Genomic DNA, 12,923 nt, shown 5'->3' with positions numbered 1-12,923 from the left:
GTCAGGGCGCGAGCCGCTCGCGCAGCCAGTGCCCGGCCTCGTCGAGCCGGTAGCGCAGCCGGTCGTGCAGGCGCGACTTGCGGCCCTGCCAGAACTCCCAGCGGTCCGGCACCAGCCGGAAGCCGCCCCAGTGCGGCGGGCGCGGCGGGTTCAGCAGGAACTGCGCGCCGTAGCGCGCCGCGGCGGCGACCAGCACGGCGCGCGAGGCGATCACCTGGCTCTGCGGCGAGGCCCAGGCGCCGATGCGCGAATCGAGCGGGCGCGAGGCGAAGTAGGCGTCGGATTCCTCGGCGCCGACCTTCTCGACGCGCCCCTCGATGCGCACCACGCGCTCCAGCTCGACCCAGTGGAACTGCAGCGCGGCGTGCGGGTTGCCGGCCAGCTCGCGGCCCTTGCGGCTGTCGTAGTTGGTGTACCAGACGATGCCGCGCGCGTCGTAGCCCTTGATCAGCACGATGCGCGTCGACGGCCGGCCGTCGGCGCCGACGCTGGCCAGCGTCATCGCGTTCGGCTCGGGCAGTTCGGCGGCCAGCGCCTGCTGGAACCAGCGCTCGAACTGCTGCAGCGGCTGCTCGGCGCTGGCGGTCTCGTCGAGTTCGTCGCGCTCGTAGCTCTTGCGCAGGTCGGCGATGGAAGAGGGTTTGTCGCTCATGGTGCGGATGCTAGGGCCTATTGATCCCGAAGCACCCGCAAGACGCCTGCGCGCCCAGTCGCAGTGCGCGTTGTACGCATTTGCACCCGAAGAATGCGTACAAAACCTGGCACGCCTGATGCAAGAAGGGCCGGCATGGATGCCGTTGCCCCCGCGCAAGAGCCTGCGCCGCCCGCCGCCGTCGAACTGATCGCGCTGACCAAGCGGTATGCCGGCGGCGCCGCCGCGGTGGACGGCATCGACCTGCGCATCGCCTCGGGCAGCTACTGCTGCCTGCTGGGCCCGTCGGGCTGCGGCAAGAGCAGCACGCTGCGCATGATCGCCGGCCACGAGAGCGTGACCAGCGGCGACATCCTGCTGGAGAACCGCAACATCACCGACCTGCCCGCCGCCGCGCGCGGCACGGCGATGATGTTCCAGAGCTTCGCGCTGTTCCCGCACCTGAGCGCGCTCGACAACGTGGCCTTCAGCCTGAAGATGAAAGGCGTGGCCAAGGCCGAGCGCCACGCCAAGGCGCAGGACCTGCTGGAGCGCGTGGCCATGGGCCACCTCGCGCAGCGCAAGCCGGGCGAGCTGTCGGGCGGGCAGCAGCAGCGCGTGGCGCTGGCGCGCGCGCTGATCACGCAGCCGCGCGTGCTGCTGCTCGACGAGCCGCTGTCGGCGCTGGACCCCTTCCTGCGCATCCAGATGCGCGCCGAGCTGCGGCGCTGGCAGAAGGAGCTGGGGCTGACCTTCATCCACGTCACGCACAGCCAGGAAGAGGCGATGGCGCTGGCCGACACCATGGTGGTGATGAACCACGGGCTGATCGAGCAGGTGGGTTCGCCGCACCGGATCTACAACGCGCCCGCCACCGAATTCGTCGCGCGCTTCATGGGCGGGCACAACGTCATCGACACCGGCGCCGGCAAGGTCGCGGTGCGCAACGACTGCATGCTGATCGCGCCGGCCGAAGCGCCGGCCGCACTCGGCGCCGCGGCGCCGATCCCCGCGACCATCACCGACGTGGAGTACCAGGGCACCTACGTGCTGCTGGGCCTGCAGGCGCGCGCCGCGTCGGGCCCCACGGGCGTGTCGGTGATGCTGCCCGAAGCCGCGTTCAACAGCCGGCCCTACGCGCCGGGCGAGGACGTGCGCCTGTCCTGGAACGCCGCGCATCCGCTGGCGGCCTGACGCACCCGCGCGCCACGACTTTTTCTCCTTCGTTCCCTTCACCTCAGGAGCTTTCAGCATGTCCGACTCTTTCGACAACCCGCCCGGCGTCAAGCGCCGCTCGCTGCTCACCGGCGCGGCCGGCATCCTGGCCACGGGCATCGCGCCGGCGATCCACGCGCAGGAGAAGGTCACGCTGCGCTACCTGGGCACCGCGGTGAACCAGGACAAGGCCATCGCCGACAAGTTCAAGGCCGACACCGGCATCACCATCCAGTACGTGGCCGTCACGACCGACGACGTGACCAAGCGCGCCGTCACCGCGCCGAACAGCTTCGACCTGATCGACACCGAGTACTTCTCGCTGAAGAAGATCGTGCCCACCGGCAACCTCAAGGGCATCGACAGCAGGAAGATCAAGAACGCCGACAAGATCACCCCGCTGTTCACCAAGGGCGAGGTCGCCGGCAAGGCGGTGGGCGACCAGGGCACCGCGCCCAAGAAGGTGATGTTCCTCGAAGCCGAGAAGAGCAAGAAGTTCAGCGCCGCGCCGACGCAGTTCATGACGCTGATCCCCACCACCTACAACGCCGACACGCTGGGCATCCGCCCCGACCTGATCAAGCGGCCGATCGAGAGCTGGGCCGAGCTGCTGAACCCCGAGTTCAAGGGCAAGGCCGCCATCCTGAACATCCCGTCGATCGGCATCATGGACGCGGCGATGGTGGTGGAGGCCAAGGGCATCCACAAGTACGCCGACAAGGGCAACATGAGCAAGGCCGAGATCGACCTGACGATCAAGACCCTGATCGAAGCCAAGAAGGCCGGCCAGTTCCGCGCGCTGTGGAAGGACTTCAACGAGTCGGTCAACCTCATGTCCTCGGGCGAGGTGGTGATCCAGTCGATGTGGTCGCCGGCCGTGACGGCCGTGCGCTCCAAGGGCATCGACTGCGTGTTCCAGCCGCTCAAGGAAGGCTATCGCGCCTGGGCCTCGGGCTTCGGCCTGCCCACCACGCTCGGCGGCAGGAAGCTCGACGCCGCCTACGAGTTCATCAACTGGTTCCTCGACGGCTGGGCCGGCGCCTACCTGAACCGCCAGGGCTACTACAGCGCCGTGCTCGAAACCGCCAAGGCCAAGATGGAAGCCTATGAATGGGCCTACTGGATGGAAGGCAAGGCCGCCACCCAGGACATCAAGAGCCCGCAGGGCGTGGTGATCGCCAAGGCCGGCAGCGTGCGCGACGGCGGCAGCTACGAGCAGCGCATGGGCGGCATCGCCTGCTGGAACGCCGTGATGGACGAGAACGAGTACATGGTGCGCAAGTGGAACGAGTTCGTGGCCGCCTGAGCGCGCGCCGCTGAAGCTCGGCCACGCCGGAAGAACCCATGAGCGCGCCCGCCGCCTCCGCCCACGCGGCGTCGCCGCCGCTGCACGCCGTCAAGGCGTGGTGGCAGGCGCTGCCGTTCGCGGCGGTGTTCATGGTGTTCTTCCTGGTTCCGCTGGCGCTCATCCTGATGGTGAGCTTCTGGAACTTCAACGAGTACGAGCTGATCCCCGGCTTCACGCTGCGCAACTACGCCGCGATCTTCGAGGGCTGCGGCGCGCTCACCGAGCATGGCGACTTCTGCGTCACGCTGTCGACCTACCTGTCGACGCTGAAGTTCTGCCTCCTGGTCTGGCTGATCACGCTGGTGCTGGGCTTCGCGGTGTCGTACTTCCTGGCCTTCCACGTGCGCTCGTCGGGCGCGCAGACGGCGCTGTTCGTGCTGTGCACCGTGCCGTTCTGGACCAGCAACGTGATCCGCATGATCTCGTGGGTGCCGCTGCTGGGGCGCAACGGCCTGGTCAACCAGACGCTGATGGGCCTGGGCCTGGTGCAGCAGCCGGTGGAGTGGCTGCTGTTCTCGGACTTCTCGGTGGTGCTGGCCTTCGTGCACCTGTACACCATGTTCATGATCGTGCCGATCTTCAACAGCATGATGCGCATCGACCGCAGCCTGCTCGAAGCGGCGAACGACAGCGGCGCCAGCGGCTGGCAGACGCTGTGGAACGTGATCGTGCCGCTGACGCGCACCGGCATCATCATCGGCTCGATCTTCGTCATCACCATCGTGATGGGCGACTTCGTCACCATCGGCGTGATGGGCGGCCAGCAGATCGCCTCGGTGGGCAAGATCATCCAGGTGCAGACCTCCTACCTGCAGTTCCCGCTGGCCGCGGCCAACGCGGTGATCCTGCTCGCGGTGGTGCTGATGATCATCTGGGGCCTGACGCGGCTGGTCGACATCCGCAAGGAGCTGTGATGCAAGGGGCCCGCCCATGACACCGCGCATCGGCGAACAGCGCGCGCCGGGCTTCTGGCCGCTGGCGATCGTCTTCGCGGCCTTCGTGCTGTTCATGTACGGCCCGATGCTCGTGATCTTCCTGCTCAGCTTCCAGGGCCCCGACGGCGGCCTCACCTTCCCGATGCGCGGCGTGTCGCTGCACTGGTTCCACAAGCTCGCCGAGGGCCTGGGCACGGTGGACATCGGCGCGGCGCTGCGCCGCTCGCTGGCGCTGGGCGCGGCGGTGATGGCCGCCACCGTGGTGCTGTCGGTGCTGGCGGGCCTGGCGTTCCGCAAGAAGCTCGCCGGCGGTCAGGCGCTGTTCTACGTGGTCGTGGCCAGCCTGATCATGCCCAGCATCATCGTGTCGCTGGGCATCGGGCTGCAGTTCCGCCTGCTCGACACCGGCCTGAAGGCCGTGCTGCCCGAGGCCTGGCTGGAGGACTACGGCACCGCGCTGGGCCTGTTCACCTCGGCGCTGGGCGCGCACCTGACCTGGACGCTGCCCTTCGGGCTGCTGATCATGTTCGCGGTGTTCAACCGCTTCAACCCGTCGTACGAGGAGGCGGCGCGCGACCTGGGCGCCACGCCCTGGCAGAGCTTCCGCCACGTGGTGCTGCCGCTGATCGGCCCGTCGGTGGTGGGCATCGGCATGTTCGGCTTCACGCTGAGCTGGGACGAGATCGCCCGCACCTCGCAGGCCATCGGCGACGTGAACACGCTGCCGCTCGAACTCCAGGGCCTGACCTCCACCGTCACCACGCCCAGCATCTACGCGCTGGGCACGGTGACGACGCTGGTGTCGTTCGCGGTGATGGCCGTGGCCGTGGGCCTGGCCATGTGGCTGGGCCGGCGGCAGAAGAAGGGCCGGCCGTGAGCCGGGGCGCGAACGCCGCGCCGGCGCCCAGCGACGCCGACATCTACGAGCGCGTGGTGGGCGCCATCCTCGACCACCGGCTGACGCCTGGCACCAAGCTGGTGGAAGACCGGCTGGCCGGCGCCTTCGGCGTGTCGCGCACGCGCATCCGGCCGGTGCTGGTGCGGCTGGCCAGCGAGCAGGTCGTCACGCTCACGCCCAACCGCGGCGCGAGCATCGCGCGGCCCACCGAGCAGGAGGCGCGCGAGGTCTTCGGGGCACGCCGCCTGATCGAGCCCACGCTGGTGGCGCTGTACATCGAGCGCGCGACGCAGGCCGACCTGCGGCGCCTGACGCAGTGCATCGACGGCGAGGAGGCCGCGCGGCACGCCGGCGACATGCGCCGCTCGATCCGCCTGTCGGGCGACTTCCATTTGCAGATCGCCGCGGTGGCCGGCCACCGGACGCTGGGGCGCATCCTGCGCGAGCTGGTCTCGCGCACCTCGCTGGTCCTGATGGCCTACAGCCCGGCCCCCGCGCGCGAGCGCGCCGAGGCCAACGCCTGCGGCTGCCGCGAGCACCGCACGCTGCTCGCCGCGATCCGCCTGCGCGACGCGCGCGAAGCCGCGCGCTGCATGGTCGAACACCTGACGCGGCTGGAAACCGAACTGCGCTTCGAGCCGCCGGCCGAGCCCGACCTCGCCACGCTGTTCACGACATGACGCTCCTCGCGCGGCAGCTGCTGGTCATCAATCCCAACACCTCGGATTCGGTCAGCGCGCGGCTGCAAGAGCACGTGCAGGCCGCCGTGGGGACGCAGGCGCAGGTGCGAACCATCACCGCGCGCTTCGGCGCGCCCTACATCTCCGACGAAGCCAGCTACGCGGTCGCCGGCCACGCGACGCTCGACGCCTGGGCCGCGGCGCTGGTGCAACCGCTGCCCGCGCCCGACGCGGTGCTGATCGGCTGCTTCGGCGACCCCGGCCTGCTGGCGCTGCGCGAGAGAAGCACGGTGCCCGTCACCGGCTTGGCCGAAGCATCGTTCCTCGAAGCCGCCCGCCATGGCCGCTTCGCCATCGTCACCGGCGGCGAGCGCTGGGGCCCGATGCTGCAACGCCTGGCGCTGGTGCTGGGCCAGGCGAGTGCGCTGGCCGGCGTACGCACCGTCGCGCCCACGGGCGCGCAACTGGCGGCCGACCCGGACGGCGCTCGCGCGCTGTTGGCACAAGCCTGCCGCGACGCGGTGTGCCAGTTCGACGCACGGGCCGTGATCGTCGGCGGTGCGGGGCTGGCCGGCATGGCCGCCGAGATCCAGCCGCAACTCGCCGTGCCGCTGGTCGACAGCGTGCTGGCCGGCGCGCGCGCGGCGCTGCGCTTTGCAACGAGCGCGTGACGCGCCCCTTAGGGGCTAACCCACCTGACAGTTCTGAGAGGGCACTTCTGCTTACGGGGAAGGCCTTAGGTGTTGGTCCCACTACCTGCGGGAGCGCCGCCCAACGATTCTTGGCCCGGCATTCGAGAACAACAGGAGGTGGCGCAATGGCTGCGCAGCCGGCGGTGATCGTATTGGCGGCCGGGCGTGGCAGCCGCTTCCTCGGCACGGGGCACAAGCTGGCCCAGCGCCTGGGCAGCGCGACCGTGCTCGCCGCCACGCTGCGCCATGCGGTGGCCACGCACCTGCCGGTGGTGGTGGTCACCACCGAAGCCTTCGCCGAGACGGCGCGCGACCACGTCGCGGCGCGCGACGTGATCGTGCTGCCCGAGCCCGGCACGCCAGGCATGCCCTCGCTCGGCATGGGCTACTCGATCTCGGCCGGCGTCAGCGCGGCGTCCGATGCCAGCGGCTGGCTGATCCTGCCCGGCGACATGCCGATGGTGCGCAGCGACACCATGCTCGAGGTGGCGCGCGAGCTGTCGCACCACGCGGTGGTGTTCGCGCAGCACCGCGGCTTGCGCGGCCACCCGGTGGGCTTCTCGTCCGAGCTGTATTCGGAGCTGGTCGAGCTGCGCGGCGACGAAGGCGCGCGCCGGCTGGTGGCGCGCTACGCGGCGTTCGGCGTGGAGGTCGACGATCCCGGCACGCTGCTCGACGTCGACACCGTGGCCGACCTCGAAAGCGCGCGCCTCGCGCACCAGGGCAGCGCGGTGCCGGTGCAGCGGGTGTAGCAGGCGCAGAGGGAGCGGGGCGCGCGCTTCAGCGCGCGGCGGCCAGCGTGGCCGCCAGTTGCGCCAGCCGTTCGATCTCGCGGTCGCGGATGCCGTGCGCGCGCAGCGAGGCGGCGGTCTGCAGCAGGTATTCCAGCGTGCTGCCGTAGCGCCCGCTGGCGTGGCGTAGGATCTCGAGCATCTCCGCGTCGTCGATGCAGCCGGTGTGCGCCGGGCTGCTGCGCGCCAGCGTGAAGGCCAGCGCCTGCACCGGGCCGGCCGCCGTGCGGCAGGGCAGCCAGCGCGGGTCGTAGACGCCGGTGGGCATCTCGCGCAGCCACAGCCGCTCCAGTTCGCGCTCGGCGCGCGCCTGGGCGATGCGGTAGACCACGCCGCGGCACGAGCCACCCGACACCAGCGCGAACACCAGGCCGGGGCGTTCCGGCGTGCCGCGGTTGACGCGCGAGCGCATGCGCAGCGCGCGGTGCCAGCCGTGCACCGCCGCGGCGCGCTGCTCGTCGGCGTCGAACTCGGGGCGCCAGATCAGCGAGGCGTAGCCGAACACCCACAGGTCGCCGCCGGGCCGCTCGCGCAGCGCCTGCTCCAGCAGGGCTTGCGGGTCGCGGGGCGTCAGCGCTTCGTCAGGGCGGGGCATGGGTGAACTCTAGAATGCGGGAAGCAACCACTACGGGAGGAACGCATGAGCGATGCCAACGATGACACGCAGAACTACGCACTCGGAACGATCGCGGCGGTGGTCGCGCTGGTGATCGCCGGCGTGCTGGCGCTGTCGATCTGGCGTACCGGGGCGCCCAAGGCCGGCGCGAGCGCGCCGGTGCAGACCGCCGTGCCCGCCGGCGCCGCCGCGGCAGATGCCGGCGGCGCCGCCGTCGTCGCCACCGAGGCCGCCGCGCGTGTCTACTTCGAGGTCGATTCGGATGCGCTGCCGGCCGACACCGCCGAGGCGCTGGTCAAGGTCGCCGAGGACGCGCGCGTCAAGGGTGCCACGGTGCTGATCTCCGGCTTCCACGACGCCAGCGGCAACGCCGAGCACAACGCCGACCTCGCCAAGCGCCGCGCCCAGGCCGTCAAGCATGCGCTGGAGGCCAACGGCGTGCCGCCGGCCCAGTTGGTGCTCGACAAGCCGCAGCAAATGCTGGGCGGCAGCGATGCGCGCGAGGCGCGCCGCGTCGAGCTGCGCCTGCAACCGTAAACCGGGCCCGACCCGGCGGCGCGGTTTCGCCGCGCCTGTTTTGACGATGTAACCGGGTTACGCGACAATCCGGCGATTGGTTACCACCACGCCGGAGCCTCGCCATGAAACCCGCTCTCGTCGAGGTCACGCAGCGCATCCGCGAACGCAGCGCCGCGCCGCGCAGCGCCTACCTGGCGCGCGTGCAGGCCGCCGCCGAACGCCCGCGCGGCGCCGAGCGCATGGGCTGCGCCAACGTCGCGCACGCCTTCGCCGCGCTGCCGGCCGGCGACAAGCTGCGCGTGGTGGCCGAACGCGCGCCGAACATCGGCGTGGTGACGGCCTACAACGACATGCTCTCGGCGCACCAGCCCTACGAGGGCTTCCCGGCCGTGATCCGCGACGAGGCGCGCCGCCAGGGCGCCACCGCCCAGGTGGCCGGCGGCGTGCCGGCGATGTGCGATGGCGTCACCCAGGGCCTGCCCGGCATGGAACTGAGCCTGTTCTCGCGCGACACCATCGCGATGGGCACGGCGATCGCGCTGACGCACGACGTGTTCGATGCCGCGCTGCTGCTGGGCGTGTGCGACAAGATCGTGCCCGGCCTGCTGATCGGCGCGCTGCACTTCGGCCACCTGCCCTGCGTGTTCGTGCCGGCCGGGCCGATGAGCAGCGGGCTGTCCAATACCGAGAAGTCGAAGGTGCGCGAGCAGTTCGCGCTCGGCCGCGTCGGGCGCGACGAGCTGCTGGCCGCCGAGTCGGCCGCCTACCACGGCCCCGGCACCTGCACCTTCTACGGCACCGCCAACAGCAACCAGATGCTGATGGAGGCGATGGGCCTGCACGTGCCCGGCGCCGCCTTCGTGCACCCGCACGACGGCCGGCGCGAGGCGCTGACGCGCGAGGCGGTGCGCACGGCGCTGGCGATCCGCCGCGGCGGCGAGCGCTTCACGCCGATCGGCCGGCTCGTCGACGAGCGCGTGATCGTCAACGCGATGGTCGCGCTGCTGGCCACCGGCGGCTCGACCAACCACCTGATCCACTGGGTCGCGGTGGCGCGCGCCGCCGGCATCCTGATCGACTGGACCGACTTCGGCGACCTGTCCAAGGCGACGCCGCTGCTGGCGCGCGTCTACCCGAACGGCAGCGCCGACGTGAACCAGTTCCAGGCCGCCGGCGGGCCGGGTTTCGTGATCCGCGAACTGCTCGACGCCGGCCTGATGCATGCCGACGTGGCCAGCGTCGCCGCCGACGGCCTGCGCGCCTACGGCCGCGCGCCGGCGGACAGCGGCGACGACGGCGTGCTGCGCGGCGCGGCGCGGCCGTTCAGCGCCGAGGGCGGGCTGAAGCTGCTGACCGGCAACCTCGGGCGCGCGGTGATCAAGGTCTCGGCCGTGCCCGCCGACCGCCACGTGGTCGAGGCGCCGGCGCGTGTGTTCGAGTCGCAGCAGGCCTTGCAGGCCGCTTTCGAGGCCGGCGAGCTGGCGCGCGACTTCGTCGCCGTGGTGCGCTTCCAGGGCCCGCGCGCCAACGGCATGCCCGAACTGCACAAGCTGACGCCGCCGCTGGCGGTGCTGCAGGGCCAGGGCTTCAAGGTCGCGCTGGTGACCGACGGGCGCATGAGCGGCGCCTCCGGCAAGGTGCCGGCGGCGATCCACGCCAGCCCCGAGGCGCTGGACCAAGGGCCGCTGGCGCGTGTGCACGACGGCGACACTGTCCGCCTCGACGCCGTGGCCGGCACGCTCGACGCGCTGGTCGACGCGGCCGAGTGGGCGGCGCGCACGCCGGCGAAGATCACCGAGGCCGCCGCCGACACCAACGCCCACGGCCTGGGCCGCGAACTGTTCGGCGGCCTGCGCCGCAACGTGCTCGGCGCCGAACAGGGCGCCTGCACCTGGTTGAATGACCCACCCCCGTAGCGCCTGCGGCGCTCCCCCTCGAGGGGGCGCCGCCAGCGGCCCGGCGAGGCCGGATCCGCGGCGACTGCTTGACAGACTGTGTTGAAAGGATCCGCCTTGTCGATCGACACTCTTGAGCTGGCTTCGCACGGCCCGGTGATCCCGGTGATCGTGCTGCACGAGGTGGCCGACGCCGTGCCGCTGGCGCGCGCGCTGCTGGCCGGCGGCGTCAGGGTGCTGGAGGTGACGCTGCGCACGCCCGCCGCCTTGCGCTGCATGGAAGCCATCGCGGCGGCGCTGCCCGAGGCCATCGTCGGCGCCGGCACCATCCGCAGCGCGGCCGACGCGCGGGCGGCGCGCGACGCCGGCTGCCGCTTCGGCGTCAGCCCGGGCTACACGCGCGAGGTCGGCCAGGCCTGCCGCGAGCTCGGCCTGCCGCTGCTGCCCGGCGTCGCCACCGCCAGCGAAGTGATGACGGCGCATGGCGACGGATACGTTTTCCTCAAGTTCTTTCCCGCCACGGCGGCCGGCGGCATCCCGCTGCTGAAGGCGCTGCACGGGCCGTTCCCCGACGTGGTTTTCTGCCCCACCGGCGGCATCACGCCCGAGACGGCGCCGCAGTTCCTGGCGCTGCCCAACGTGGCGGTGTGCGGCGGCTCCTGGCTGACGCCGGCCGAGGCGCTGGCGGCCCGCGACTGGGCGCGCATCAGCGCGCTGGCGCGCGCGACGCACACGCTGCGCAAGGCTTGACGACCCGTAACAGCGGGGCGTGCCGCTGGGGCAGAATTTCCCCATGAGTGCCGTGCAACACACCCAACAGGTCACGCCCGAGCTGCGCGCGTGGATCCTCGACCAGGCGCGCGCCGGCGCGCAGCCGGAGGCGGTGGTCGCCTCGATGACGGCCAGCGGCTGGCACGAGGAGGTGGCGCTGGCCGCGCTGGAAGACGTGCTGCGCGGCTTCCTCGACGAGCGCGCCAAGGCGGCGCAGCTTCCGCCGCCGGTGACCGTGCCCGACCCGCTGCCCCGGCAGGGCGGCCTGCCGGGCACGCTGGCGCTGCCCGACCGGGAGGTGCGCGTGCTGATGGCGATGGACGAGCCGCGAGTCGTCGTGCTGGGCGGGCTGCTCTCGCACGAGGAATGCGACGAGCTGATCGCGCTGGCCGACAAGCGCCTGACGCGCTCCGAGACCGTGCAGACCGACACCGGCGCGAGCGAGGTCAACGCCGCGCGCACCAGCCAGGGCATGTTCTTCGAGCGCGGCGAGAACGCGCTGTGCCAGCGCATCGAGGCGCGCATCGGCGCGCTGCTCGGCTGGCCGGTCGACAACGGCGAAGGCCTGCAGGTGCTGCGCTACCTGCCCGGCGCCGAGTACAAGCCGCACTACGACTACTTCGACCCGGCGCACTCCGGCACGCCGAGCATCCTCAAGCGCGGCGGCCAGCGCGTGGCGACGATCGTGATGTACCTGAACGACCCCGAGATCGGCGGCGGCACCACCTTCCCCGACGTCAAGCTGGAGGTCGCGCCGGTCAAGGGCAACGCGGTGTTCTTCAGCTACGACCGCGCGCATCCGTCGAGCAAGACGCTGCACGGCGGCGCGCCGGTGGTGGCCGGCGAGAAGTGGGTCGCCACCAAATGGCTGCGCGAAGGGGTGTTCCGTTGAGCGCAGCCGGCGACGCCGGCCTGCTGGCCGGCATTACGGTGCTCGACCTGACCCGGCTGCTGCCCGGCCCGCTGGCGACGCGGCACCTCGCCGAGATGGGCGCGACGGTGCTGAAGATCGAAGGCCCGGCCGCCGACGGCCAGGACGACGGCACGCGCCACATGTTCGTCACCCGCGCCGACCGCGAGGCGGGGCGGCCCAGCCTGGCGTTCCGCGCCCTCAACGAAGGCAAGCAACTGCGCGAGATCGACCTGCGCGGCGAGGCCGGGCGCGCGCAGGTGCTCGAGCTGGCGCGCCGCGCCGACCTGCTGGTGGAGGGCTTCCGCCCCGGCGTGCTCGACAAGCTCGGCCTGGGCTGGCGGACGCTGCACGCGCTCAACCCGAAGCTGGTGCTGTGCTCGATCAGCGGCTACGGCCAGCGCAACGCCTGGTCGCACCGCGCCGGCCACGACATCAACTACATCGCGATGGCCGGCGTGCTGGAACAGAACGCCACGGTGGACGGCGAACTCGCCGTGCCCAACTTCCAGATCGGCGACCTGATGGGCGGCGCGCAGGCCGCGGTGTCGGGCATGCTGGCCGCGCTGCTGGCGGTGCAGCGCGGCGGCGCGGCGCGCTGGGTCGACATCTCGATGACGCACGAGGTCCATCGCCACCACGCGCTGGCGCGCATCTCGCTGGCCGCCACCGGCCGCACGCCGGCGCCGGGGCGCGACCTGCTGTCCGGCGGCGCGCCCTGCTACGGCGCCTACCGCTGCGCCGACGGGCGCTGGATGGCGGTCGGCGCGCTGGAGATGAAGTTCTGGCGCGCGCTGTGCGAGGCCGTGCAGCGGCCCGGGTGGAGCGAGCAGCACTGGACGCGCGGCCTCGCCCCTGGCAGCGCCGAGGCGATGGCGCTGCGCGCCGAGGTGGCCGCGCTGTTCGCCACGCGCCCGATGGCGCAGTGGGCCGAGCTGTTCGACCGCGTCGACGCCTGCGTCACGCCGGTGCTGCGCCTCGACGAACTGGAGCGGCACCCGGTGCACGCCGCTCGCGCCTAG

At 71.8% G+C, this 12,923-nt stretch carries 14 protein-coding genes; 12 read left to right on the top strand and 2 right to left on the bottom strand.

Features of this window, described 5'->3' with window-relative positions:
• Position 1: 1 nt before the first annotated feature.
• Positions 2 to 652: a pyridoxamine 5'-phosphate oxidase gene (gene pdxH / locus QM792_RS15385; RefSeq protein ID WP_415150979.1), complete on the bottom strand. Its 651-nt coding sequence runs from the start codon at positions 650 to 652 to the stop codon at positions 2 to 4.
• Between the two features lie 135 nt (positions 653 to 787).
• On the opposite strand from pdxH, the gene QM792_RS15380 reads away from it, so the two are divergent.
• From QM792_RS15380 to QM792_RS15350, 7 genes are all read left to right on the top strand, one after another.
• Positions 788 to 1,825 (top strand): ABC transporter ATP-binding protein, encoded by a 1,038-nt coding sequence (locus tag QM792_RS15380; RefSeq protein ID WP_415150978.1) that lies wholly within the window; start codon positions 788 to 790, stop codon positions 1,823 to 1,825.
• A gap of 58 nt (positions 1,826 to 1,883) precedes the next feature.
• A complete protein-coding gene (locus tag QM792_RS15375) occupies positions 1,884 to 3,152 on the top strand; it encodes an ABC transporter substrate-binding protein (RefSeq protein WP_415150977.1) in 1,269 nt (422 codons plus the stop codon).
• Between the two features lie 38 nt (positions 3,153 to 3,190).
• Complete coding sequence (locus tag QM792_RS15370; RefSeq protein ID WP_415150976.1) at positions 3,191 to 4,108, top strand: ABC transporter permease; 918 nt, start codon at positions 3,191 to 3,193, stop codon at positions 4,106 to 4,108.
• Between the two features lie 16 nt (positions 4,109 to 4,124).
• On the top strand, positions 4,125 to 5,006 hold the full coding sequence (locus QM792_RS15365) for an ABC transporter permease (protein ID WP_415150975.1): 882 nt from the start codon (positions 4,125 to 4,127) through the stop codon (positions 5,004 to 5,006).
• The gene (locus QM792_RS15360; protein WP_415150974.1) at positions 5,003 to 5,707 is read left to right on the top strand and encodes a GntR family transcriptional regulator; all 705 of its coding nucleotides are present in this window, start codon (positions 5,003 to 5,005) and stop codon (positions 5,705 to 5,707) included. The genes QM792_RS15365 and QM792_RS15360 overlap by 4 nt, the downstream gene beginning before the upstream one ends.
• Positions 5,704 to 6,378 (top strand): aspartate/glutamate racemase family protein, encoded by a 675-nt coding sequence (locus QM792_RS15355; RefSeq protein ID WP_415150973.1) that lies wholly within the window; start codon positions 5,704 to 5,706, stop codon positions 6,376 to 6,378. Before QM792_RS15360 ends, QM792_RS15355 begins: the two co-directional genes overlap by 4 nt.
• Before the next feature lie 146 nt (positions 6,379 to 6,524).
• Positions 6,525 to 7,151: a nucleotidyltransferase family protein gene (locus QM792_RS15350; protein ID WP_415150972.1), complete on the top strand. Its 627-nt coding sequence runs from the start codon at positions 6,525 to 6,527 to the stop codon at positions 7,149 to 7,151.
• A gap of 28 nt (positions 7,152 to 7,179) precedes the next feature.
• Here QM792_RS15350 and QM792_RS15345 read toward each other — a convergent pair whose 3' ends face one another.
• Positions 7,180 to 7,785, bottom strand: coding sequence for a gamma-glutamylcyclotransferase (locus QM792_RS15345; protein ID WP_415150971.1), 606 nt, complete (start codon positions 7,783 to 7,785; stop codon positions 7,180 to 7,182).
• 45 nt (positions 7,786 to 7,830) lie between these two features.
• On the opposite strand from QM792_RS15345, the gene QM792_RS15340 reads away from it, so the two are divergent.
• From QM792_RS15340 to QM792_RS15320, 5 genes are all read left to right on the top strand, one after another.
• A complete protein-coding gene (locus tag QM792_RS15340) occupies positions 7,831 to 8,343 on the top strand; it encodes an OmpA family protein (RefSeq protein WP_415150970.1) in 513 nt (170 codons plus the stop codon).
• Positions 8,344 to 8,447: 104 nt separating this feature from the next.
• Complete coding sequence (gene edd / locus QM792_RS15335; RefSeq protein WP_415150969.1) at positions 8,448 to 10,241, top strand: phosphogluconate dehydratase; 1,794 nt, start codon at positions 8,448 to 8,450, stop codon at positions 10,239 to 10,241.
• A gap of 96 nt (positions 10,242 to 10,337) precedes the next feature.
• Positions 10,338 to 10,970, top strand: coding sequence for a bifunctional 4-hydroxy-2-oxoglutarate aldolase/2-dehydro-3-deoxy-phosphogluconate aldolase (gene eda / locus QM792_RS15330; protein WP_415150968.1), 633 nt, complete (start codon positions 10,338 to 10,340; stop codon positions 10,968 to 10,970).
• A 43-nt stretch (positions 10,971 to 11,013) separates the two neighbouring features.
• Positions 11,014 to 11,883, top strand: a complete 870-nt coding sequence (locus QM792_RS15325) for a 2OG-Fe(II) oxygenase (protein ID WP_415150967.1) — start codon at positions 11,014 to 11,016, stop codon at positions 11,881 to 11,883.
• Positions 11,880 to 12,923 carry a CaiB/BaiF CoA transferase family protein gene (locus QM792_RS15320; RefSeq protein ID WP_415150966.1) on the top strand — a complete coding sequence of 348 codons (1,044 nt, stop codon included), beginning with the start codon at positions 11,880 to 11,882 and terminating at the stop codon, positions 12,921 to 12,923. The genes QM792_RS15325 and QM792_RS15320 overlap by 4 nt, the downstream gene beginning before the upstream one ends.

This window comes from Piscinibacter sp., from assembly GCF_047600445.1.
Classification (GTDB): domain Bacteria; phylum Pseudomonadota; class Gammaproteobacteria; order Burkholderiales; family Burkholderiaceae_C; genus Piscinibacter.
This window is presented reverse-complemented; position numbering and strand designations above follow the sequence as displayed.